This is a genomic window from Thermosynechococcus sp. HN-54 (assembly GCF_023650955.1).
Taxonomy (GTDB): domain Bacteria; phylum Cyanobacteriota; class Cyanobacteriia; order Thermosynechococcales; family Thermosynechococcaceae; genus Thermosynechococcus.
This window is the reverse complement of record NZ_CP098039.1, coordinates 2,351,878-2,373,871: the sequence shown is the minus strand read 5'-3', so window position 1 is coordinate 2,373,871 and position 21,994 is coordinate 2,351,878. Positions and strand designations below refer to the sequence as shown.

The following is a 21,994-nucleotide window of genomic DNA, read 5'->3' as shown; positions in this document are numbered from 1 at the left end:
AGGCACTTAGTTGAGGGCTTGAGCACGCTCGTAGGCCGCTTTTATCGTTTGCAGGAGGGTTCCACGCACACCGGCAGCTTCCAGTACTTCAAGACCCGCAATGGTTGTCCCCGCAGGACTGGTGACGGCATCCTTGAGTTGCGCTGGATGCATACCGCGCTCATTAAGTAATTGTACTGTGCCTGCTATTGTGCCATAAACGAGTTCCTGTGTCAGCGATCGCGACAAGCCCACCGCCACCCCCGCATCGCACAGAGCCTCCACAATCAGGGCAACAAAGGCAGGCCCTGAGCCAGAAAGCGCTGTGACCGCGTCCATTTGCCCTTCACTGACGGCCACCACTTGGCCTAGCACACCTAGCAAATTCTTAATTTTTGTAATCTCTGGTTCAGTGGCCGCGCTATCGCTAGCGAGGGCAATCATGCCTGCCCCTACCTGTGCCGGTGTATTTGGCATCGCTCGGAAGATCAACCGCTGGGGAAACAGCCGCCGCAGCCGCCCACTATTGATCCCTGCCATAATTGAGAGGGCAATCCCCGTGCCCTGAGCGACTGGAGAATCCGCCAGCTCTGACTCAATATCAGCAAAGACTTGGGGCTTGACCGCCAGTAGCAGCGTTTCGGCTGTGGCCACCTCTAGGTTGGTCGTTACCCTCACGCCGTAGGTGTGGGCTAGATACTGCTGCCGCTGGGGCGATCGCGCCGAAACCCACACCTGCTCTGGCAAGAGACCATCCGCCAGCAAGCGCGCAAGCATGGCTTCCGCCATACGGCCACAGCCAATGATCCCAAAGGTCGGCACCCTAGGCACTACGCTGTTTCTGGGCATCCATCCCCCAAGCGGGCGGTGGGGCAACCGGTGTGGTAGCTGGACGAACTCCACCCACTTGCGTACTCACTTGCACACAGCTAGGGGTAAATAGAAAAATGCTCTCACCAATGCGTTCTTGGTGACCATCAATGGTGAAGGTGGCACCGGCAACAAAATCCACTGAGCGTTGGGCTTGCTCTGGCTCCATCAAGGTGAGATTCAGCACCACTGACTTGCGTTCCTTGAGGGCTTTGATCACCTCAGGCATTTCACTAAAACTGCGGGGTTGCATCACCAGCACTTCCGCCACCGCACCCCACCAACGGCCGGCATTGGGCATGCCAATCACATTAGAAGGAGAGGATCCTGGAGGTACTGAGCTAGGAGTAACTGAGGGCTGTGAATTGGTGTCAAACTCATGGCTGAGGGTTGGCCGCGATGCGGGCAGCGGTTCCACGTCAGATTCCGTGGTTAGTGTTCGTGCCGTTCCTTGAGGGTATTCCTCATCGTAGATGTCAGTCTCTGGGGTTAGACCCATGAGGTCACGGAGTTTGCCCAACATAACGACTCACTATTGCTCCTAATAAATGTATGAGTTGTAGGAATTTTCTGACATGCCGTAGCTGAGTCACCGCGACAGGTCAGAGGGATAAAAGCCAGATGATATGTTTCATGTCTTAACAATCCTAGTTTCGTGGCTAAAAGGGAACCTATGCACAAACGTCCACGAGAGTTGAGTTAAAACAGGAGGGTTCAACTGGCCATTTTACAGGAAACTGAGAGAAAAAGATGAAGTTGGCCTTAAGTGTCTCGCTTTTGCCTTGGGTTTGTCAAGGGTAACGATGCCCTATGTTGGTCTGGCTATGGGAATGCGAAACCAAAAGATCGCCCCCCGTGGGTGGTTGTCTTCAATGCCGATCTCACCACCATGGGCCGTAATAATTTGCCGACATAGGTATAGCCCTAAACCAATACCGGTGCGATGGTGACTTTCACTGCCACGGTAATACAGATCAAAGAGGCGCGATCGCTGGTCAGAGCGGATACCGACCCCATTATCCTGAACGGTGCAGTAAACCATGTCCCCCTGAGCCTCCGCTGTGAGGGTGATCCTCAGGCCGGGGCGATTGTGTTTTAGGGCGTTGGTGATCAAATTCTCATAGACTCGCCGCAGTTGCATGGGATCAACAGGCACAAGGGGCAAGGTGGGGGGGATGTCGAGTTTCACGGTGGCCTTATTTTTCTGGAGCAGCGGTTGCAGATCCGTCAAAGTTTCATTCACAAGGGCAGCTAAGGCAGTGGGGGCGATCGCCAACGACGGTAGAGACTGCTGATCAACGTGGATGTGCAGGAGTGTTTCAATCAAATGCAGTTGACGCTGCTGACTCTGTTGAATGCAGGTGAGTGTACTGCGAGGGACAGGAATTGTCTCACTGCTGTGGGTTTGCAAGAGATGGTTAATGACCATCAGCGTCCCCAAGACGGGGGTGCGCAGATCGTGGGAGACGGCGTGCAAAAAGACATCCTTGAGGTGGTTTAATTCCTCCAGTTCCCGCATTTTTTGCTGCAACTGCTCGGTGCGCTCTGCTACTTGGTGTTCCAAATTGGCATTTAAGGCAGCCAGTTGTTGGTATAGCGCCGCTTGCTGGAGGGCGATCGCCACCTGAATGGCCAACTGCTCCAAAAAGGCTCGCTCGTAGGGTTGCCACTCCCGTTTCCTGTCACATTGGTGGACTCCCAATAAAAAGCATTTGCCGTCAGGCTGATGTTGGATAGGAATCAATAGGCAAGATTGAATGTGGTAAGCTTCGTACACCTCTTGCAGTTGGGGATCAGCAATTTCAGACTGATCACAGGAGAGGGTGGCTGGGGTGGTGAGCAATCGTGAACGATAATGCACATTGTGCAGCAGAGCCTCTAGGTTAGTGTGCCACTGCGGAGCCATATCGGCGGCGACGATTTGAATTTCCTCTGTCCTAGGTTCAAACGAGACAATAAACACGCGATCGCTAAGAAGGTAGCGGCGGACTTCTACGACTGTCGTACTGAGGATGTCTGGCAGTTCAAGTGTTTGACGGATTCGCAGGGCAATCTCCGCTAACAACTGCTGGCGTTGAGCAGCCAATTGGGCATTTTGTTCTGCTGCTTTGCGCTGCGTAATATCGCGAACTCCCAACACCCGCGCCCAGCGCCCCCGATAAAGAATCGATTTTCCTTGGACTTCGACAATCAGTGTTTCACCCCTTTTGGTGCGGGCAAGGGCTTCAAAGGGGACATCAAGGGGCTGCTCAATCCGCTCTAAAATCAGCGATCGCGACTCTGGATGTGTCAGCAACAACACCGACTGACCCACTAGCTCTGAAGCAGTGTAGCCAAAGAGGCGTTCGGCGGCGGCATTCACATCGAGAATTTGCCCTTGCTCATGGATAATCACTGCCTCAGAGGTGGCTTGAAAGAAGGTGGCTAAGCGGTCTTCGCTTTCCTCTAGAGCTTTGAGGGCGCGGTGGCGATCGCGACTCTCCACCGCAAGGGACACCAGATCCGCTAGGGAAGCAGCAAACTGCTCTTCGGCAATGGTCCACTGGCGAGGCGGCCCCACGTGCTCGTAGCAGAGGATGCCAATCATCACCCCTTCGACCCAAATGGGTACATCCAGCAGTGAGGTAATGCCAAGAGGTTCGAGGTAACTTTGGCGAAACTCTTGGGTACGTGGATCAACCCAAGCGTCATGGGCGGTAATCGTCCGCTCCTCTTGCAAAGCCGCAAAATAGCGAGGATAGTCGCTGGCCGTCAGCCTCATCCCTGCCGTAAACTCTTGCGGCGAGTGTTGAAACAAGTGCACACATTCAATGTGCTGGCGATCGCCCGAATAAAACCAAAGACTTACCCGTGCCACATTGAGACTGCGGGCACTCGTACAGAGAATGTCCTGCAAAATCTCCTCAAAGTTTGCCCCGTGGAACGGCTGCCGCCGCGCCAGTTCTACCAAAATGCGGTTGAGACTTTGCAGTTGTTCAATCACGGGGGTCATGAAGAGGCGGCAGATTCAGGGATAAATTCCAGTGCCGCTGAGTTAATGCAGTAACGTAGTCCTGTGGGTGGCGGGCCATCCTCAAAGACATGGCCTAGGTGGGCATCACAGACATCACAGAGAACCTCCGTGCGCACCATGCCATGGGAAAGATCCCGCTCCATGCGGATATTTTTGGGGTCAAGGGGTTGCCAAAAACTCGGCCAGCCACTGCCAGAGTCATACTTTGTCTCGGAGCGAAAGAGCGGCGTGCCACAGCAGACACAGCGATAGAGTCCGGGCTTTTTGTTATTCCAGTAGCAGCCCGTGAAGGCGCGCTCCGTTCCCTTCTTGCGGGTGACATAGTACTGCTCAGGGGTAAGTTGAGCTTGCCATTCCGCATCTGTTTTCACAACCTTAGCCATGCTTGCCTCAGAAATAGACAGTCATCCTACTCCTCAGCATAATCAGGGACATCGGGAAGTTCCAGTCTTTTTGCCAAAGGTTCCCTGCCAAGGGGAAAATGTAAGGGCAATCTTGACCTTGTTTGGTTATGCCGGTTTCGCTGCCCCTTACTTTTGATTTGTCCTCTGAGTCCGAGTTTTATACTCAGGTCAGCGCTGGAATTCAGGCAGCACAGCAGGCCAATTGTCAGTTCTTCAGTTTAGGCATCTCCTTACCAACAGTTGATCCCCTAATGCTGTTGGCTGGCCTGATGCAGGTCAGTGGCGAAAGTGAGCATTTTTACCTTGAGCAAGCGGGGGAGATCGTTGCTGCCTGTGGTGCAGTGGCGACCAGCAGTGTTCAGGGACATCAACGGTTTGTGGAACTCCAGCATTTTAGTGAACAAACCCTCAGCCGAGTGTGGGCGATCGCTCCAGCCGAACCGCGTATATTCTGTCAATTTAGTTTTTGGGATCACACAGGCTCTAACCGGGGGGTCTTACCCCGCTGGCAGGTGATTCAGCGTCTGGATCATGTTTGGCTCACCCTCAGTTGTCCCTTAGAGACCAGTACACCCCATCGCCTTTGGCAAGACTGGCAACTAGTGCAGCGGGCACTGGCACACATTCTCGCTGATCCGTCCCCCTGTCCACCGCCGCTGGCGATCGCCCTACCCCCCCTGCCTGAGCAATATGACCAATTTATTACCAGTGTCAAGCGTGCGCTCAAGCTCCTAGAGGAGGGAGACCTCGAAAAATTGGTTTTGGCCGCCGCCCTCACCCTAAAGCAGCCTCAGGGGTTTAACTGGTTGGGAACGTTGCAAAACCTACGCCAGCAGTACGCCAATTGCTACCTCTTCAGTGTTGGCCAAGAGCGGCAGCAGGTCTTTTTGGGAGCCAGTCCCGAACGCTTGGTCAAGATTGCCAATGGCGTCCTCTGTGCCGATGCCTTGGCGGGTTCCCGTCCCCGGGGGCAAACCCAACAGGAGGATCAAAGCCTGCGCAATGGCCTTTACCACAGCCCCAAGGAACGCTACGAGCATCAGGTCATTGTTGAATTTCTCTGCCAAACCCTCCAACAGTTGGGCATGACCTGTGAGGTGCCTGCCAAACCGCGCATCCTTGAGCTAAGTCATATCCAACATCTGCAAACGCTGATTCAGGCACCGCTGCCTCAACCAATTCATATTCTCCAAGTGGTGGCGGCCTTACATCCTACGCCAGCAGTGGCGGGGTATCCTGCTTCACGGGCACAACACTGGCTTCGGCAACTGGAACCCTTCGATCGCAAGGGCTATGCCGCGCCCCTTGGCTGGATCACACCCAGCGGTGAAGGAGAATTCATTGTTGGTATTCGCTCTGCCCACCTTCAGGGCAACCATGCCCATCTCTTTGCTGGCGCAGGGATTGTTAAAGGCTCCCATCCTGAACGGGAATGGCAGGAAATCCTCTGGAAATTTCAGACGATGATCTCTGCTTTGGCTTAGCGCAGGGGGGGCTGCTTTTTGCTCATCGTCAACATGGGCAAGGGTTGGGACGATTGCGGCGGCAACGCATATTGGGGAACTTTCTCAGGGAGAGAACGTTCGGGCGATCGCTGGAGCAGGCGGTACAGTAGGGCACTCCCCATCAGACCTAAACCCAACAAGAGCAATCCATTGTAGCCACCTAAGCCGCCAATGGTCGAATCCACCCCTCCCATCAGCAGGAGGAAGGCGGAGATGGGTTCTTTGCGGTAAGCTCTGCGCAGAAAGCGAGGATAAATCATAGGCGATCGCTGGGTACTCACCATTAGAAGAATACGAGAATGCTCACGACTTGGCGTTAAATAGGTTACATTTTAGCGACCGTACGCCAAACAAAACATTTATCTCTCAGTAACAATTCCATCAAGCGACTTACTTCTATCCTGACAGATCCAAAGGTCAATTGGCATTGAGGAAAAAAGGGGGCGATCGCCCCCAAATGATCTCCTAGTAGGTTTCCACGTGCCAACGGCCTTCTTTTTTGAGTGTGCCCTTGAGGAACTCTTGCCAATCGGCACCATTTTTGGCAGCAGCAGCGGCCATCGCTTCATCAATGCCTGGCTCCATCCCCTTGAGGCCACACATATAGACATGGGTGTTTTTCTTCTGGAGGAGTTGCCAGATTTCATCCGCATGCTCAGCAATGCGGCCTTGGATGTACATTTTGCCCCCGTCGGGGGTTTTCTGCTCACGGCTGATGGCATAGGTGAGGCGGAACTGATCCGGATGCTTCGCCTGAAGTTCCTCTAACTCATCCTTGTAGAGGATATTCGCGGTATAGGCAACACCAAAGAAGAGCCATGTCAGACCTTTGAATTGATAATCCGGATTATTTTCTTTGAACATGCGCCACAAAAAGGCACGGAAAGGAGCAATGCCAGTGCCCGTCGCCAACATAATGATCGTTGCTTCGGGGTCATCGGGCAGAAGCATTTCCTTACCCACAGGCCCGGTGATTTTCACTTCGTCGCCGGGTTGCAGTTGGTTCAGGTAAGAAGAACAGACCCCATAGATGGTTTCGCCAGTTTCTTTGTCTTTGTACTCTAGACGGCGCACACACAGGGAGACGGTTTTGTCATCTTGAAAGTCGCCATGGCGAGTCGAAGCAATGGAGTACAGGCGCAGCTTGTGGGGCTTGCCATTGGCGTCAGTACCCGCAGGGATAATGCCAATACTTTGGCCTTCGAGATAGCGCAACTCGGTACCAGCAATGTCAAAGATGATATGCTTGACGGTTCCCTCGCCCCCTTCACGCACTAGCTCTTGGTTGGAGATCACCTTACCAATGCACGGATTGTTAGGACGATAGATATTGACGGGAATATCAACTTTCTTTTCTTTAACAGGGACAGCACCATTATTGGATGCGGGTTCCGTGGTGGCAGCCAAGGGCGCAGCCGCACCATCGAGGGATTGAATGCTAACAATTTTGCCCCCCCAACGGGCAATCTGCTGCATAAACTGACTCATGCGGTCATAGGGAACGTTGAAGAATTGACTGCCACTGTTGCGGATGGCGTAGTCGGTTTTATTGGTTTCAGCATTTTGTCGCAGTCCCACCACTTCATAGCGAAACATCCGACTGCCAGAACTGGTCGCATTGTACATGGGCTACACAATCTCCAAAAATTAACTCAGCTTTACATTCTGCAACACAACGTCCCAACCGCGATCAACTGTCACGTTTTGGCTACGGGATTGCCGTGCTTTGGCCACCCACATTATATCTAGCAGGGATAGCAAAAGGGGGATTTCCCTAGGGGTAGGGCTGAATTTCTTGGCTGGAATACACTGGCTCACTTATCCAAGCATAGGTTTGCAACACATAGCGATCGCGCCCTGAGCGTTTGGCCTCATACAAAGCTGCATCCGCAGTGGCCACCAGTTCCGCCATTGGACAGTCTCTAAGGGTTGCGGTCACAATGCAAATGCCGGCACTGACGGTGAGGTAGGGTTGCACTGGGGAACTAGCATGGGGAATCTCAAGGCTGCGAATGTAGTTAAAAATCCGCTCTAAAACGCAAATAGCAACATCATGGTGAGTCTGGCGCAGCAAGAGAATAAACTCTTCACCGCCATAGCGAGCCACTAGATCTGCTTCCCGCACTTGGGACTTAATGGCATGGGCAACCCGTTGCAGGGCGCGATCGCCCGCCAGATGGCCATAGGTGTCGTTGTAGCGCTTGAAGTGATCAATATCCAGCAGGGCAATGGCAAAGGGGGTATGGGTGATGGCCGATTCTCGCCAAGCCGACCGCAGACAGGCCTCAAAGGCACGCCGATTCGCTAGTTTGGTCAGGCTGTCTTGCTGTGAGACCCCCTGTAGGTGGCGATTTTCCGCCTCTAGTTGTTTTTGCCGCTGCTGTAGCTCCACAATCAAAGCTGTTTGCCGCGCCATCTGCTGTTGCAACTGCTGAAACTGTTCCCGTTGGACGATAAACTGCCTTAGAAACCGAGGTTGGCGAAAGAGGCGCAGCAGAATCAAGGGGGGCTGGCAACGGTGGATACCCACGGCTTCCACTTCAATTTTTTGGCCTTGCTGGCCTCGGAGAGTGCCGGGCACCATTTGCGTCGCCTGTTGCCAGAGGGGCAGCCATTTATTCAGTTTCTCTGGGGGAGTGGCCACAAGTTCCCTGAGGTTGCGATCGAGCACACTGCCACCAAAAAATTCACGGCCACTTCGGTTAATGGCCACAATGTTGCCCTGGGCATTCATGACCAGCGTTGGCTCTGGCAACAGATCAATCCATGCGCCAATATCGAGTGTAAAGTCGCTCATCTTGACCCCGCTGGAATGAAGTACTTGACTGGCTTAGACTGGCTCAATGCGATAGTATTCTCGCCCCTTGGCGGCTGAGGCAGCGGCAGTAGGTTGGGTATAGATCACCACGCGGCACCCTTGATCCCCATTAGCGATCGCCTCTTCAATACAGACCTTGGCATAGCCCAAATGGTGCGCCACAATCACGCCAAACACATTCGAGGTCATCATGCACAGGGAGGGGTGACCAACGACACCACTGCCTAGGGGGCAACGCTGATTCCCTAAAATAATGCGTTCCTCATCCTGCTCAATCAGGAAAAATCCCCCTTCAATGCGATTTTTGAGGTCAATAAGAATTTGAGCAACCGTCTTGGCATCAAGGGGGCGATCGCCAAGGGCTTGAGTGTAGAGAGCGTTGATTTGATTGCCCATTTGCTGCCCCACGAGGGCGATAAACCCAGAGGCATCATCTAGCCCGACAACATCTTCAAGGGTTTCTGCCACTAATCCTAGCAAATTTTGCAGAAAGCTAGCGGACTGTAGGCCAATGGGCAGATTTCCCACATTTATGTGAGCCTCAACTGGGAACATTTCCGTTGCTGTCATAGGAGTTGTCCTAAGGGAACAGGGTTTAAGCGACTTTAGCACTCTTTTCCGTTGGTCATGCCTAGAGCACTTGATGTTGCCATGAAGCCCTTTTGAGGTGTTGCTAACCGTGCTCAGTTGTTACCGAAAGGGTGTAACTATATGAATCTATGGTAAATAAGCCACGGGGAATGATAAGAATCCGTAAAGAATTCTTTACATCTTCTTGATTAGAGGAGCATGCGCGAGTCAACGATCACGCTTATTCGGCGTTTTGCGATCGCTGGGCTTGATAGACTTGCCAACTCTCGACAACGCGACCAAAATTGGTACGGAATTCTCGCCAACCGAGCCAACTTCCCTGCTCGTGCTCATCCCAGGAGGCAGAAAGAATCCCATAGCTCAGACCCAGCGCACCAAGGCCAAAGAGACCGAGACTAGCGATGACAACGGCCACATTGGGCAACTTAAACCAGCCCTCATGGACAATGAAATAGCTGAGGGGAAACGTCATCAATCCCAAAAGAGTGGGGGTACCGCAGAAGATGGCCATCCGGGTAACCATCCGTTGGCTGACAATTTCTGGAATGCCTGTACTTTTGGCTGGCTTGGCTGGGGATTTTGAGGTATTAGAACGGACGGCTGCGGCGGCAAGAGCTTTGGCAGACTTGGTTGCTCCTTTTTTCTTTTTAGGCTCAAAAGGCAGATCCGACCGTTTTGCCATTGTCTTTAACCCCGAATTCCTAGACGTTCAATGAGTTGGCGATAGCGTTGGGCATCGTGGCGATGGATATAGGCCAATAGCCGCTTGCGACGGCCAATAATTTTCAGCAGCCCTCGGCGAGAGGCATGATCTTTTTTATTTGCCTTGAGATGCTCGGAAAGCTGCTTGATTCGCTCTGTGAGGATGGCAACTTGGACATCCGCAGAGCCAGTATCGGTACCGTGGATCTGGTAGGTGTTGATGATTTCTTGTTTGACGTCGTGTTGCAGGGCCATGGTCATCAGTTATGAACAGCGCGATCTATTATCATACTCCGATCTTTTGAAATAATAAACTCCTTTGAGCGCAACCATTCTGCCCGTTGGCTGCCACTGCACCGTCCTAAGAATTACTGACATTAGTGCTGTTTTCCTCAATGGGGGCGATCGTCAGCAGTTCCTTAAGGGGTTTTTCGCTATCGGAGACGGGAGCTTTGGCCGTTGTCAGTTCGGTATCAATGTTAAAGGTGGCAAATTGGGTGAGAATTTCACGGCAAAAGACCTCCGCCGCTCGCGATCGGTAACGGTTGGGATTGGTAATCAGCGACAGGGTGCGCTTCACCACGACATTTTCGATCGGCATCCGCCGCAGGCTACCCAGTTGTAACTCCTTATCAATGGCAGAAATGGAGACAAAGGCAGCTCCCAAGCCTGACTGCACGGCGTTTTTAATCGCCTCAATGGAATTCAACTCCATCTCCACCTTGAGGCGGCGGGGGTCAATGTTGGCTCGCTGGAGCACCTGATCAATGACCTTGCGAATGGTGGATTGGGCATCTAGGGCAATAAAACTCAGTTTGTACAGATCCTCTTTGGTGAGGGTTTCCGCGGCCGCTAGGGGATGATCCACCGGCAATACTAGTGCCAGTTCATCCTCGGCATAGGGGGTGACGGTAATTTGCTCGCTGAGTTCTGAGGGGACTTCACCACCAATAATCGCCAGATCAATTTGGCCGTTGACCAAGCTCCAGCAGGTGCGGCGGGTGGAATGCACATGAAGTTGAACAGCAACTTCGGGATATTTGCTGCGAAACAGACCAATCATGCGAGGCATCAGGTAGGTGCCGGTGGTTTGGCTTGCCCCAATGATCAATGTCCCTCCCTGCAATTTTTGCAGGTCTTCGATGGCACGGCAGGCTTCATGACAGAGGGAGAGAATTTGATCGCCGTAGGCCAGTAGGAGTTGTCCGGCTTCGGTGAGTTGGGCGCGGCGTCCCCCGCGATCAAAGAGGGGAACATCCAGTTGGCGCTCAAGGTTTTGCACCTGTAAACTGACTGCGGGTTGGGAGACGTAGAGGCTGTCAGCGGCTCGCTTAAAGCTTCCTTCGAGGGCGATCGCCTTTAGGATGCGCAATTGATCAAGGGAAAAGGGCAGTTCGGACATAGGCATTGAGGCCGTAGGCGTGCCACTAAGAGGCGTTTTTCTGAACTTATCAGGAATCATGCCCAAATTGATATCTATCCCCGCAAAAGAAAGTTGAGTTTGGTGTGCCAGTGAACTAAAACAGCACATCTAAACCTCATTGTAAGGGTTGGGTTTCCTCCTCACGATCGCTGAATTTTGTTGCAATTTATTACATTATTGCACTATGCCAGCCCCTGCCAACCCCTGAAGCCACACCGTTGGATTCGCTGTTCGCCAGACGCCTGCCCAGTCGTTCATCGTCCAGCCCTAGGATAAACCCACGCATTGTTACGGAGCCGCAATAGCTGGGAACAAGGCGGATTTGCCTTCGCTAAAATCGGTCTAGCGATGCGCTAAGAGCGCTGCTGCCCCCTTGCCCGAGGAGTTGAAATCGTGCCCTACGTCTGGCCAAAGTGGCTGCCGATGCCTATAGTTGCAACCACGCTGGGAGTGGCTGCTGTGGTAATTGGCGTTCGCCAACTGGGACTGCTACAGCCATCAGAACTCGGTCTTTATGATTTTTATGTGCGATCGCAACCCGCCCGCGATCCTGATCCACGCATCCTGACCGTGCTGATCACTGAGCAGGATATTCAAGCGCAAAAAACGTGGCCGCTGCCGGATGCCACGGTGGCCGATCTACTCACCCGTCTCAATGCGGCTAGCCCTCGTGCCATTGGCCTTGATATTTTCCGCGATTTGCCCCATCCTCCTGGCCACGAGGCGCTGCAAAACATGATTCGCATCAATCCCCGTATTATCCCGGTGTGCAAATCAACGGGTGAAACCGCCGAGCAACCGGAAGTGCCACCGCCACCGAGTATTGCCACAGCACAGGTGCCGGAACGGGTGGGCTTTGCCGATATTCCCCTCGATAATGATGGCGTTATTCGCCGCAATCTGTTTGTGATCAGCAATCCCAAGGCACAGCGGTGTACAACGCCCTTTTCATTTGCCCTGATGCTGGCACTGCGCTACCTCGATCAGGATCCAACACACACCATCAAACTGGATGACAATGGTTTGACCCTCAATGATGTCCATTTTCCCCTGCTCACCAGTGATGCCGGTGGCTATGTGGGGGTCGACGATCGCGGCATGCAAACCCTGCTCAAGTACCGCTCGCGGACAGCGGTGGGACCAACGGTTTCCCTGACGGATGTACTGACCGGGCGGGTGAGCGAAGACCTCATTCGCGATCGCGTGGTTTTGATTGGTGTGTCTGCCCCGAGTATCAAGGATATTTTTCTCACTCCCTATAGTGGCAGTGATGCGGTGACCCAGCAAATGCCGGGGGTGGTTGTCCATGGGCAAATGGTGAGTCAATTTTTGAGTGCGGCGCTAGACGGAGAAGACCCCATTTGGTACTGGCCGCTGCCGCTGGTGCTGGGGTGGATCCTGCTGTGGGCGGGGGTGGGGAGTGTCCTTGGCTGGTGGTTGCGGCAACCGCTGTGGTTGGGTGTAGCCGTAGGTGGGGGACTCATTGTCCTCTTTGGCGGTGGGTTTGGCATTTTTGTGATGGGGAGTGGCTGGATTCCAGTGGTGCCGCCGGCGATCGCTCTGGTGCTCAGCAGTGTGGGCATGGTTGGCTATGTGAGTTATCAAGCCCAGCAGGAGCAAAAATCCTTCAAAGAAAAAGTGCAGGAGCAGGAAAAAGCCCTTGCGCTGTTGCGATCGCTGATGGCCGAAGACACGGCAGCCCTCAATGCCGCGCTCCAGCAACCCACAGAAATTACAGGCAAACCCCGCTCTCTCCTCAGCGGTCGCTACAAAATCCAAAAAGTATTGGGGTCGGGGGGCTTTGGTCGCACCTATCTGGCTCAGGATACCCAACGACCCGGAAATCCCCTCTGTGTGGTCAAGCATTTGCGACCGGGACGCACCGACGAGCGCTTTATGCAGGTGGCGCGGCGGCTGTTTAATACTGAGGCAGAAATTCTTGAGAAGCTAGGACGCCACGATCAAATTCCCCTCTTGCTCGCCTACGTTGAGGAAAATCAGGAATTCTACCTCGTACAGGAGTTTATTGAGGGTGCTTCCCTAAGTGAGGAACTGAAACGCAAACACACGGAAGCTGAGGCCATTCAACTCCTACGGGAAATCTTGGAGGTGCTGAGTTTTGTCCACAGTCACTATGTCATTCACCGCGATATTAAGCCCGATAATATTATTCGCCGTGCTAGCGATCGCAAGCTGGTGCTGATTGACTTTGGAGCGGTGAAACAAATTCAACCCCAAGAAGTGGAGAAAACCCAAGGCAGCACCGTGGTTATTGGCACAATGGGCTACGCTCCCCCCGAACAACTCTCTGGACAGCCCACCCTCAGCAGCGATATTTACGCGGTGGGCATGATTGTGCTGCAAGCCTTGACGGGCATTAAACCTCGTGATCTACCACGAGATCCGCGCACGGGTGAAGTGGATTGGCAACAGTGTGTTACAGTCAGTGAGGCTCTAGCGGCAGTGCTGAATAAAATGGTGAAATTTAACTTTAGCGATCGCTATCCCTCTGCCAAGGAAGCCCTTCAGGACATGCGACGCTTAGGAACTCCTGCTGCCTCTGTTTCATGAGACATCCTGTGTTGCTGTCTGAACTGCCCCTTGGTACGCCGGCACGCATCAGTGCCATTGAGGGGACAGCCGCTTGGAAACGGCGCCTTGCAGCAGTGGGGTTTACCGTTGGCCAAACCGTCACCCTGATGGGGCGTGCTCCCATGAGTCAAACATTGGCAGTGCGCGTGGGAACCTTAACTGATGTCGCTATCCGGGCAACCGATGCCAGCACCATCCGTGTGGAACCGCTGAACGATGCTCAGTGCCTAGAGACTGGGGACTAACTGCGGATTCTCGCGGTTGGAACCCCTAGCTGCCGCCGCCAGCAATCCATAAAAGAGGGGATGGGGAGCATTGGGACGGGAGCGGAACTCCGGGTGAAACTGCACTGCGATAAAGAAGGGATGCGCTGGATACTCGATAATTTCCACTAGACGGCCATCGGGCGACGTGCCTGTGATTTGGTAGCCGGTCTCCAAAAAGAGGCTGCGATAGGCATTGTTAAATTCATAGCGGTGGCGGTGCCGCTCGTAGATAACCGTTTCGCCGTAGAGCTTTTCTGCTAGGGAATTGGGGGCTAAGCGGCAGGCATACAACCCCAAGCGCATGGTTCCCCCCAAATCCACAATGTCCTGCTGTTCGGGCAACAGGTGAATGACGGGATGGGGGGTATTGGCATCAAATTCAGCACTGTTGGCATTTTCTAAACCCGCAATATGGCGTGCCCACTCAATCACCGCGCACTGCATTCCCAAGCACAGCCCCAAAAAGGGAATCCCCTGCTCACGGGCATATTGAATGGCGGCAATTTTCCCTTCGACCCCGCGAATGCCAAAACCTCCCGGCACAACGATGGCCGCCACATTGCTGAGGGCATTTTCCACCCCGTTTTCAACCACTTCCTCCGAGTTGACCCAGCGGATACGCAGTTCTTGATCAAGGGCGATCGCTGAGTGCCGCAGGGCTTCCACCACTGAAAGATAGGCATCGCTAAGGCGGACATATTTGCCAACAATGGCCACCTCCAAGGGCGTATGGGAGCGATACAGCCGCTCCACGAGGGCTTGCCATTGACTGAGATCTGGCTGCCGCTGTTCAAGGTTCAAGAGACTCAAGACCTGAGTGGCAAGGCCTTCGCGCTCAAGCAGCAGGGGCACTTCATAGATACTTTTGGCATCCGGAGAGGGAATGACGCATTCCACAGGCACATCACAAAATTGGGAGAGCTTTTCCTTGATGCCAGGGACAAGGGGGCGATCGCAACGGCAAATGAGAATATCCGGTTGAATGCCAATGGAGCGCAATTCCTTCACTGAGTGCTGGGTGGGTTTGGTTTTCATTTCCCCCGCTGAGGGTATCCAAGGCACCAAGGTCACGTGCATAAACAGCACATGGTGCCGCCCCACCTCCGTGCGAAACTGGCGGATTGCCTCTAGAAAGGGCAGCGACTCAATATCGCCAACGGTTCCCCCAATTTCAATAATCACCACATCGGGGTTTTTGTCCTTCGCCACCCGCAGAATGCGTTCTTTAATCTCATTCGTAATGTGGGGGATGACCTGCACTGTTCCCCCCATATAGTCGCCGCGGCGCTCTTTGTTAATCACGGCTTGGTAAATGGAGCCCGTCGTGACGCTATTGAGGCGGGACATGGGTGTATCCGTAAAGCGTTCGTAGTGCCCCAAGTCCAAATCCGTTTCGGCACCATCATCGGTCACAAACACTTCCCCGTGCTGGAAGGGACTCATCGTGCCCGGATCCACATTGATGTAGGGATCCAGCTTGAGAATCGACACGGAATACTGCCGCGATTTCAATAGGCGCCCCAGACTAGCGGCGACAATTCCTTTCCCAATACTGGAGACCACACCGCCAGTCACAAAAACATATTTCGTCATTGCTGAATGCTAGTGCTAAGCCGCAGAGGGCATACTCATCAAAACCTACGCAACTATTCTCGCATATTGGGGCATGGCGCCTAGGAGAAATTATTCACCAATTCCTTAACGACTTGGGATTGCTCCTCAATGCGCTGCCTCAGCCGCTGGCACACCAGATCACACAGCGGAAAGATCGTCGGGTCAGCAATTTCATAATAGACGGTAACCCCTTGGGGTTGTCGCCGCACCAGACCAGCCTGAGCAAGAGTTTTCAAGTGCTTTGAGACATTGGCCTGCCCCAACCCCGTCTCTTGAATAATCTCCGAGACATTGCGTCGTCCCTGTTTTAAGGCACAGAGCACTTGCAGGCGACTCGGTTCCGACAGCACTTTGAAATACTCGGCAACGTGGGTGAGCAAGTCAGGGGAGGGGAGGTCAACCATAGGGGGTATCGCACACTAGAGACACAGATCAAGATAACTTAACTTAGTAATTCTATTATATGACTGTAAAGTAAATAAATCACCCCACCCTAGGGAGGGTGAATGCCGTGAGGAGCGTTAGCGCAGTTTCACTGGTAACTTGATGGCAGATTTGGGCGAGGTGGCCGTTGTGTTTTTTTGCCGCAGGCGTTGGGCATAGAAGGAGGCCGCTTCATCCCCTCGTGCACATTCTTGGGCAAAGTTAATCAGATGATGCCCGACCACACCCACGTGGATCACCTGTTCAATTTGGCCTTTTTTCAAGGCGGGCCATGCTAGTTTCCAGAAGGTCTTGCGGTAGCTGCCCCAAAGCCCCACGTGCCAGAGCAGATTTTTCATGATCCGCAGTCCCCGCAGGATATTTTCGCGGCTGAGGCGAGCTGGGCTATTGGGCACCGCAATGCGGTTGGGATAGGTGTGTTCCATTTGATAGGCAAACCGCTCGTAGAGAAACTCCGGTTCATAGGCGGTTGTGATGGTGCGGCGCCACATTTCCACTACCTCTTCGTAGGGCATGAGGAACTCGACATTGGACTCGCGATTTTCATCATGGTTGAGGCGACCTTCTGCTTCAAGGCGGCGCCAGAGAGGTGTACGGGGTAGGGCGTGCAGCAGGTTAATCGTCAAGGTGGGGATGTGGGAGGCGCGAATAAACTCAAGGATGCGATCGCCCGTTTCTGGGGTATCCGTATCAAAACCAATAATGATGCCAGAGACCACTTCCATGCCGTAACTATTGAGGGTTTGCACGGCCTCTAAAATCGGCATACTTAGGTTTTGATCCTTGTGAATGGCATGGAGGGCTTCGGGTTCTGGGGTTTCAATGCCACAGAAAATCGTGCAGAAATAGGCTTCCCGCATCATTTCCAAAAGTTTTGGGCTTTGGGCAATGTTCAGTGTGGCTTCACAGGCAAATTGCAGCGGGTAGCCATTGGCTTTTTGCCAGTCAATGAGGTGGGGCAGCAGTTCCATGACGGCGCGACGATTGCCAATGAAGTTGTCATCCACAAAGTAGACCGCCCCCGGATTGCCTGAGGCTAGCATGGTGTCCAATTCCTTGAGAATCTGCTGCGGCGTTTTCAGGCGGGGATTGCGGCCATAGAGTTCAGGAATATCGCAAAACTCACAGCGAAAGGGACAACCACTGGAAAATTGAACACTGCCGAGGAAATAGTTTTCCATGCGCACATGCTGATAGGCGGGCACCGGAAATTCACTCAGGGGCAAGCGGGCAGTGGTTTCAAAGATGAGTTGCTGGGGTGGACGCTGGCTGCCATATTCATCAAAGTAGGCAATCATCTTGTCGGTGGCATCCCCCAATTCTCCTAGGTGGAGAATATCCACATCAGGGTAATATTCTGGACAACTCGATACAGAAGGTCCGCCAAGGGCAGTGAGTTTACCGTGACGATGGGCAATTTCGTTAATTTCTAAAATTTGTGGCCGCTGAATGTGCATGCCACTGGTGATCACAATATCCGCCCAAGCGTAGTCCTCCTCGGTTGCCGGCTGGACATTTTCATCAATAAAGTGCACGTCCCAAGATTGCGGTAGGTAGGCAGCCACGAGAAGAATCCCTTGGGGGGGCATAAACGCCCGGACAGTGCCCATGAGGGGGTAGGCGTGGTGAAACGTACCAAAGGAGCGACTGTAGCGGGGAAAAATGCAGAGAATGCGGCGATGGTTGCGGGGGGTATAGGGGACTCGACCGCCGGTCATTTCGGGAACCGTTTTCAGCTCCTCAGTGTTCCGACTCAGGTTCATGACCTACCACTCCTACCTACGCAAACTTCTAATTAGGTATAGCCTACAAATGCAGCTATCGCCTAGGTTTTAGTAGCCTTTGGCACTGAAGTCCAGTGTTAGCGGTATCTCTACGCGCTCAATCTGGGTTCTAAATGTGCCATCGGGATGCAACCACAGCTGACGAAATCCAGGGCCAATGGGTTCAAGGGAAAATTCAGGGGCAAGGGGCAAAAACTGGATACAGGTGGAGGGGCAGCCCAAATACGTCACCCCTTGCCGCTCCGTGGCAAATTCCTGATGGATATGGCCAAAGAGGACGAGTTTGACTTGAGGGTGGCGATCCAATACAGCAAAGAATTGTTCAGGGTTTTGCAGCCGGCTACTGTCGAGCCATGGGGCGCCCGTTTCAAAGGGGGGATGATGTAGTGCAATTAAGGTGGGGCGATCGCTCGCAGCCCCTAACTGTTCATCCAGCCAATTGAGGGTCTCGGTGCTGAATTCACCATGGACTTTGCCATCAACTTGAGAATTCAGCAAAATGCCCTGCCAAGCGCCAAGTGGTATCTGGCGATCGCCCCTCAACGGCGGATGCTCAAGCGCCGGCAGCATTACCCTTGGCTCATCATGGTTGCCGGGAATCCAATATACGGGGCAGGTAAAGTCCCCAAAGGCGGTGGCCAACCGTTCGTAGGTAGCAGCGACGGGTTCTTGGGCTAAGTCTCCTGTGAGTAGCAAGGCGTCAGCAGGAAAACGATTGCGGATGGCTGCTAGAACCGCTGCTAAGGATTGTGCTGTGGGCAAGCCAAGGAGTCTGCCTTCATCGGTGGCAAATAAATGGAGATCTGATAACTGGATCAGGTGAAAGGGATCATTCATAGACTCGCTGGGGTGTGGGGACGCTGGGCAGGAAACTGACCTATTTGACTGAGGTTGATCGACTACTTTTGATCGACTACTTTAACGCTGACCGAGGTTGCCGATTCACGCAAGCGTGTGGGCAAGGGAAGTTGTTGCCACCAACGTCCTAGGACTTGGCGCTGATTGATGATGTAAATGCTCATGAGCGTCAGACCCACCCCCACCAACTGAACTTGACTCAGCGTTTCCCCCAAGATCCAATGACCAAAGGTAAGGGCAAAGACAGGGGTGAGAAATGTCAGGGCACTAAGACTGGTGAGATTCCCCTGAGCAGCGAAATAGAAAAAGACACCGTAGGACAGAGCACTGCCAAAGAGAGTGGCATAGCCAAGGTTGAGGACATCTGACCAGTGTAGGTCTGCCCAAGGCGCAGGCGTATTCAGGCTCGGCAAGAGCAATAGCGGCAACCCACCCAAGACCATGTGCCAGCCTGTAGCCACAACGGGATCCGCATAGCGTGCCAAGGGACGCATGAGAATTGTCCCCACCGCCATCGAAAGGGCTGCCAACAGCATCCACAGTTCGCCTCGCTGCCACCACTGTCCCCAAGGAATGCCTTGCCATGCGGTGGGTTGATGGAGCAGGGTGATGAGATCATCTCCTAGACCGATGCCGCTAATGCCCAGTAACCCAAGGAATAGCCCCAGCCAGCCCCAGCCGCCAACCCGCTCTTGATACAGCCAGCGCGACAGCAATGCCACCGCAAGGGGTTGCGAATCAATCATCACTGACCCCAGACCTGCCCCGGTTTTGGATAAGCCGGTGGCAAGAAACCCCTGAAATAAAAGGCCATCCACAAGGGCAAACAGACTAATCCATCCCCACGCCCGCAAGCTATTGGGTTGGGGTTTACCGAGGGCGATCGCCACCGCTAAAACAAGCAGCCCTGCGGGCACTAGGCGCACGCCGGCAACCCACAGCGGTGAGGTATGGGGCATGACCTCCTTCATGGCCACCATGGCAGTTCCCCAAAAGAAAAAGGGGGAGATTAAAATCAAGCGTTGCCAGAGTGCGGTCACAGGCGTTGCAAAATCAGGAGAAATGTTAAGGATTATTGCGATTCGTATCCTTAAATTATAATCCTGCCGTGGGAAACGGCAACTTCAGGAGGGAATTGCCAAGTTGATTTGCTATAACAAGTTCTAACGACCTCCCTAGCATCCTAGGGAAGCTTCAGGCAGTGGGTGAGGAGCCGCAGCAGGAAATGAAAGCACTAGAGGTTTGGCAACGGTGGTTCCGGCGGGTTCCTAAGTCAGCGGAGCTAGCGATCGCCCCCGTGATGACAACAGCTACTGAATCTATTCCCTCCCGCTGGCAAGCCTATCGCCAACGACTCATGGCCTACGAGGGCTGGCCTTGGCTGCTCCCTTTTTTAATCTCTGGGGCAACCCTGATGACCGCCAGTGCTTGGCTATTGGTTTTACCCCCCTTGCCCGATTGTCGTCACCCCGGCCTCGTCATGAGTGATGGCGATCGCCTCTACTGTGCCGATCAAGCAGCCCTCCACGGCAACTTACCCTCTCTCGCTCAAGCCATTGAAACCGTCAGTCAGTGGCCAGAAGATCACCCCCTTTTTCCCCAAGCTAAGCGGCGCATGGATGAATGGTCAGCCGCCCTACTCGTGATTGCCCGCCAACAGTTGAGCCAAGGCAATATCGAACTGGCAACGCTGCTCCTCAAAAAAATCCCCACCACCGCAGCGAGCTACTCCCAAGCCCAAGAGCTACTGACGGCAACGAATGTGGGAGAAGGTGGAAACTTGTTGGCCACGGCTGAGGCGGCGCTGCGCCAGCAAGATTGGGGATTGGCATTACTACAAGTGAAATTGATGAATCAGTTGGGCACCGACTACTGGCGCGAACAGGCACAAAAGCTCTCGGTGCGCATCTCCCAAGAACAGGATGCGTGGGTACAACTGGTACAGGCACGGGATTTGGCGGCGTGGTTAACGGCCAATGAACTGGCGGAGGCGGTCATGCTGGCTCTGAAAATTCCCCCAGAGGCGGTTGTCTATTCCCAAGCTCAGGCGGATATTCGTCGTTGGATTCCCGAAGTGTTTGTGTACGCTGAAGAACGCCTAGCGGCCGGCGATCGCGAGGGTGCCTTGGCACTGATTGAAAAAATTGCCCCAGCCCTCGATGTCTCCTACCATGATCGCCCGATTGTGATCTTGGGGCAGGCCAAAGCCCTTGCGGCTAAGGGAACGGTTTTGGGCTACTGGGAGGCGATCGCCCGCGTGCAGCAGATTCCCACCACGGATCCCTTCTATGAATCGGCTCAAGCCTACCTCAAGACATGGCAGCAGCAGTTGCGCAACCAGCAGCATCTTCAGTGGGCCACATGGCTCGCCAACTCCCGTTTGCGCTGGGGGTATGCCTTGGCCATTGCTCAAGCCCAGCAGGTACCCCTTGGTCAGCCGAAACGGGGTCAAGCTCAAGGTTTGATTGCCCTTTGGCAACGGGATCTCGGCACGATTGATGAGCAGCCCCTGCTCCATGCAGCGATCGCCCTTGCAGAACGGAAGCAGTATCAAGCCGCCCTAGGGGTGCTCAAACACTTTCCTGACAATGCAGTGCTCGCTCCAGTGGTGGCCAACTACCGCAATGAGTGGCAGGAAAAACTGGAGGCAATTGAGGATCGTCCTATTCTGGATCGGGCGATTCGCCTAGCACGGGAAGGCAAGTTGGAGGAGGCCATTCGCACGGCTGAGCAAATTGGGCCTGATCGCGCCCTCTACCGTGAAGCCCTAAACAAAATTTGGCAGTGGGATTACGAACTAGCGGTGCGCCAACGTCAACAGGCAGCGCCAACTCCCACTTGGTGGGAAAGCCCCCCTAGTCCCTCGGAAAGTCCCTCTGAACCAGTAATCAAGCCAGAATCCGCTCCCCCAGCAACACCCACGCCAGAAGCAGTGACGCCCTCGCCAACCCCTGAGGCATCTCCCACGCCTACCCCTGAAACCACGGCTGCCCCTGCCAGTCCTTCACCAATCCCTGAAGCCACGGCTGCCCCTACGCCGACACCGGTTCAACCGCCACCAGCGGAACCCGAACCAACCGCTACCCCCTAGCGATCGCCTGCCATCGTAAAATAGAGGCTCTGTGCAGTAT

The 21,994-nt window shown here is 53.8% G+C and carries 20 protein-coding genes; 4 read left to right on the top strand and 16 right to left on the bottom strand.

Going from position 1 to position 21,994, the window contains the following annotated elements; translation table 11 throughout:
• Window positions 1–6 precede the first annotated feature (6 nt).
• From proC to msrB, 4 genes are all read right to left on the bottom strand, one after another.
• On the bottom strand, window positions 7–828 hold the full coding sequence (proC, locus tag NBE99_RS11645) for a pyrroline-5-carboxylate reductase (RefSeq protein ID WP_250682220.1): 822 nt from the start codon (window positions 826–828) through the stop codon (window positions 7–9).
• Window positions 803–1,372, bottom strand: a complete 570-nt coding sequence (locus tag NBE99_RS11640) for a cell division protein SepF (protein WP_250682219.1) — start codon at window positions 1,370–1,372, stop codon at window positions 803–805. The genes proC and NBE99_RS11640 overlap by 26 nt, the downstream gene beginning before the upstream one ends.
• Window positions 1,373–1,657: 285 nt before the next feature.
• On the bottom strand, window positions 1,658–3,841 hold the full coding sequence (locus tag NBE99_RS11635; protein ID WP_250682218.1) for a GAF domain-containing protein: 2,184 nt from the start codon (window positions 3,839–3,841) through the stop codon (window positions 1,658–1,660).
• Window positions 3,838–4,245 (bottom strand): peptide-methionine (R)-S-oxide reductase MsrB, encoded by a 408-nt coding sequence (gene msrB / locus NBE99_RS11630; RefSeq protein ID WP_250682217.1) that lies wholly within the window; start codon window positions 4,243–4,245, stop codon window positions 3,838–3,840. The genes NBE99_RS11635 and msrB overlap by 4 nt, the downstream gene beginning before the upstream one ends.
• Before the next feature lie 128 nt (window positions 4,246–4,373).
• On the opposite strand from msrB, the gene NBE99_RS11625 reads away from it, so the two are divergent.
• Window positions 4,374–5,750, top strand: a complete 1,377-nt coding sequence (locus tag NBE99_RS11625) for an isochorismate synthase MenF (protein WP_250682216.1) — start codon at window positions 4,374–4,376, stop codon at window positions 5,748–5,750.
• Here NBE99_RS11625 and NBE99_RS11620 read toward each other — a convergent pair.
• The 7 genes from NBE99_RS11620 to NBE99_RS11590 form a co-directional block, all read right to left on the bottom strand.
• Window positions 5,747–6,055: a hypothetical protein gene (locus NBE99_RS11620; RefSeq protein WP_250682215.1), complete on the bottom strand. Its 309-nt coding sequence runs from the start codon at window positions 6,053–6,055 to the stop codon at window positions 5,747–5,749. The genes NBE99_RS11625 and NBE99_RS11620 overlap by 4 nt on opposite strands.
• 181 nt (window positions 6,056–6,236) lie before the next feature.
• Window positions 6,237–7,397 (bottom strand): ferredoxin--NADP reductase, encoded by a 1,161-nt coding sequence (petH, locus tag NBE99_RS11615; RefSeq protein ID WP_250682214.1) that lies wholly within the window; start codon window positions 7,395–7,397, stop codon window positions 6,237–6,239.
• A gap of 148 nt (window positions 7,398–7,545) precedes the next feature.
• The gene (locus tag NBE99_RS11610; RefSeq protein WP_250682213.1) at window positions 7,546–8,568 is read right to left on the bottom strand and encodes a sensor domain-containing diguanylate cyclase; all 1,023 of its coding nucleotides are present in this window, start codon (window positions 8,566–8,568) and stop codon (window positions 7,546–7,548) included.
• Window positions 8,569–8,601: 33 nt separating this feature from the next.
• A complete protein-coding gene (locus NBE99_RS11605; protein WP_250682212.1) occupies window positions 8,602–9,159 on the bottom strand; it encodes a methanogen output domain 1-containing protein in 558 nt (185 codons plus the stop codon).
• A 241-nt stretch (window positions 9,160–9,400) separates the two neighbouring features.
• Complete coding sequence (locus NBE99_RS11600) at window positions 9,401–9,862, bottom strand: PAM68 family protein (protein ID WP_250682211.1); 462 nt, start codon at window positions 9,860–9,862, stop codon at window positions 9,401–9,403.
• Window positions 9,863–9,867: 5 nt separating this feature from the next.
• Window positions 9,868–10,137 carry a 30S ribosomal protein S15 gene (gene rpsO / locus NBE99_RS11595; RefSeq protein ID WP_149821602.1) on the bottom strand — a complete coding sequence of 90 codons (270 nt, stop codon included), beginning with the start codon at window positions 10,135–10,137 and terminating at the stop codon, window positions 9,868–9,870.
• A 106-nt stretch (window positions 10,138–10,243) separates the two neighbouring features.
• Window positions 10,244–11,284, bottom strand: coding sequence for a LysR family transcriptional regulator (locus NBE99_RS11590; RefSeq protein ID WP_250682210.1), 1,041 nt, complete (start codon window positions 11,282–11,284; stop codon window positions 10,244–10,246).
• A 414-nt stretch (window positions 11,285–11,698) separates the two neighbouring features.
• On the opposite strand from NBE99_RS11590, the gene NBE99_RS11585 reads away from it, so the two are divergent.
• Window positions 11,699–13,876, top strand: a complete 2,178-nt coding sequence (locus NBE99_RS11585; RefSeq protein ID WP_250682209.1) for a CHASE2 domain-containing protein — start codon at window positions 11,699–11,701, stop codon at window positions 13,874–13,876.
• Between the two features lie 8 nt (window positions 13,877–13,884).
• Complete coding sequence (locus NBE99_RS11580; RefSeq protein ID WP_250682208.1) at window positions 13,885–14,142, top strand: FeoA family protein; 258 nt, start codon at window positions 13,885–13,887, stop codon at window positions 14,140–14,142.
• On the opposite strand, the gene NBE99_RS11575 is transcribed toward NBE99_RS11580, so the two are convergent.
• From NBE99_RS11575 to NBE99_RS11555, 5 genes are all read right to left on the bottom strand, one after another.
• Complete coding sequence (locus tag NBE99_RS11575) at window positions 14,125–15,756, bottom strand: CTP synthase (RefSeq protein WP_250682207.1); 1,632 nt, start codon at window positions 15,754–15,756, stop codon at window positions 14,125–14,127. The genes NBE99_RS11580 and NBE99_RS11575 overlap by 18 nt on opposite strands.
• A gap of 80 nt (window positions 15,757–15,836) precedes the next feature.
• Window positions 15,837–16,181: a helix-turn-helix transcriptional regulator gene (locus NBE99_RS11570; protein WP_250682206.1), complete on the bottom strand. Its 345-nt coding sequence runs from the start codon at window positions 16,179–16,181 to the stop codon at window positions 15,837–15,839.
• Between the two features lie 117 nt (window positions 16,182–16,298).
• Complete coding sequence (locus NBE99_RS11565) at window positions 16,299–17,984, bottom strand: B12-binding domain-containing radical SAM protein (protein ID WP_250682205.1); 1,686 nt, start codon at window positions 17,982–17,984, stop codon at window positions 16,299–16,301.
• Between the two features lie 69 nt (window positions 17,985–18,053).
• Window positions 18,054–18,842 (bottom strand): 3',5'-cyclic-AMP phosphodiesterase, encoded by a 789-nt coding sequence (gene cpdA, locus NBE99_RS11560; RefSeq protein ID WP_250682204.1) that lies wholly within the window; start codon window positions 18,840–18,842, stop codon window positions 18,054–18,056.
• 62 nt (window positions 18,843–18,904) lie between these two features.
• Window positions 18,905–19,843 (bottom strand): DMT family transporter, encoded by a 939-nt coding sequence (locus NBE99_RS11555; protein WP_399371082.1) that lies wholly within the window; start codon window positions 19,841–19,843, stop codon window positions 18,905–18,907.
• Between the two features lie 221 nt (window positions 19,844–20,064).
• Between NBE99_RS11555 and NBE99_RS11550 the strand changes: the two genes are divergently transcribed.
• The gene (locus NBE99_RS11550) at window positions 20,065–21,954 is read left to right on the top strand and encodes a hypothetical protein (RefSeq protein ID WP_250682202.1); all 1,890 of its coding nucleotides are present in this window, start codon (window positions 20,065–20,067) and stop codon (window positions 21,952–21,954) included.
• Window positions 21,955–21,994 lie beyond the last annotated feature (40 nt).

What these genes read in the sequence shown, in the direction of transcription:
- proC (WP_250682220.1), bottom strand. Translation starts at nt 828, where the DNA reads ATGCCCAGAAACAGCGTAGTGCCTAGGGTGCCGACCTTTGGGATCATT.
- NBE99_RS11640 (WP_250682219.1), bottom strand. Translation starts at nt 1,372, where the DNA reads ATGTTGGGCAAACTCCGTGACCTCATGGGTCTAACCCCAGAGACTGAC.
- NBE99_RS11635 (WP_250682218.1), bottom strand. Translation starts at nt 3,841, where the DNA reads ATGACCCCCGTGATTGAACAACTGCAAAGTCTCAACCGCATTTTGGTA.
- msrB (WP_250682217.1), bottom strand. Translation starts at nt 4,245, where the DNA reads ATGGCTAAGGTTGTGAAAACAGATGCGGAATGGCAAGCTCAACTTACC.
- NBE99_RS11625 (WP_250682216.1), top strand. Translation starts at nt 4,374, where the DNA reads ATGCCGGTTTCGCTGCCCCTTACTTTTGATTTGTCCTCTGAGTCCGAG.
- NBE99_RS11620 (WP_250682215.1), bottom strand. Translation starts at nt 6,055, where the DNA reads ATGGTGAGTACCCAGCGATCGCCTATGATTTATCCTCGCTTTCTGCGC.
- petH (WP_250682214.1), bottom strand. Translation starts at nt 7,397, where the DNA reads ATGTACAATGCGACCAGTTCTGGCAGTCGGATGTTTCGCTATGAAGTG.
- NBE99_RS11610 (WP_250682213.1), bottom strand. Translation starts at nt 8,568, where the DNA reads ATGAGCGACTTTACACTCGATATTGGCGCATGGATTGATCTGTTGCCA.
- NBE99_RS11605 (WP_250682212.1), bottom strand. Translation starts at nt 9,159, where the DNA reads ATGACAGCAACGGAAATGTTCCCAGTTGAGGCTCACATAAATGTGGGA.
- NBE99_RS11600 (WP_250682211.1), bottom strand. Translation starts at nt 9,862, where the DNA reads ATGGCAAAACGGTCGGATCTGCCTTTTGAGCCTAAAAAGAAAAAAGGA.
- rpsO (WP_149821602.1), bottom strand. Translation starts at nt 10,137, where the DNA reads ATGGCCCTGCAACACGACGTCAAACAAGAAATCATCAACACCTACCAG.
- NBE99_RS11590 (WP_250682210.1), bottom strand. Translation starts at nt 11,284, where the DNA reads ATGTCCGAACTGCCCTTTTCCCTTGATCAATTGCGCATCCTAAAGGCG.
- NBE99_RS11575 (WP_250682207.1), bottom strand. Translation starts at nt 15,756, where the DNA reads ATGACGAAATATGTTTTTGTGACTGGCGGTGTGGTCTCCAGTATTGGG.
- NBE99_RS11570 (WP_250682206.1), bottom strand. Translation starts at nt 16,181, where the DNA reads ATGGTTGACCTCCCCTCCCCTGACTTGCTCACCCACGTTGCCGAGTAT.
- NBE99_RS11565 (WP_250682205.1), bottom strand. Translation starts at nt 17,984, where the DNA reads ATGAACCTGAGTCGGAACACTGAGGAGCTGAAAACGGTTCCCGAAATG.
- cpdA (WP_250682204.1), bottom strand. Translation starts at nt 18,842, where the DNA reads ATGAATGATCCCTTTCACCTGATCCAGTTATCAGATCTCCATTTATTT.
- NBE99_RS11555 (WP_399371082.1), bottom strand. Translation starts at nt 19,843, where the DNA reads ATGGTGGCCATGAAGGAGGTCATGCCCCATACCTCACCGCTGTGGGTT.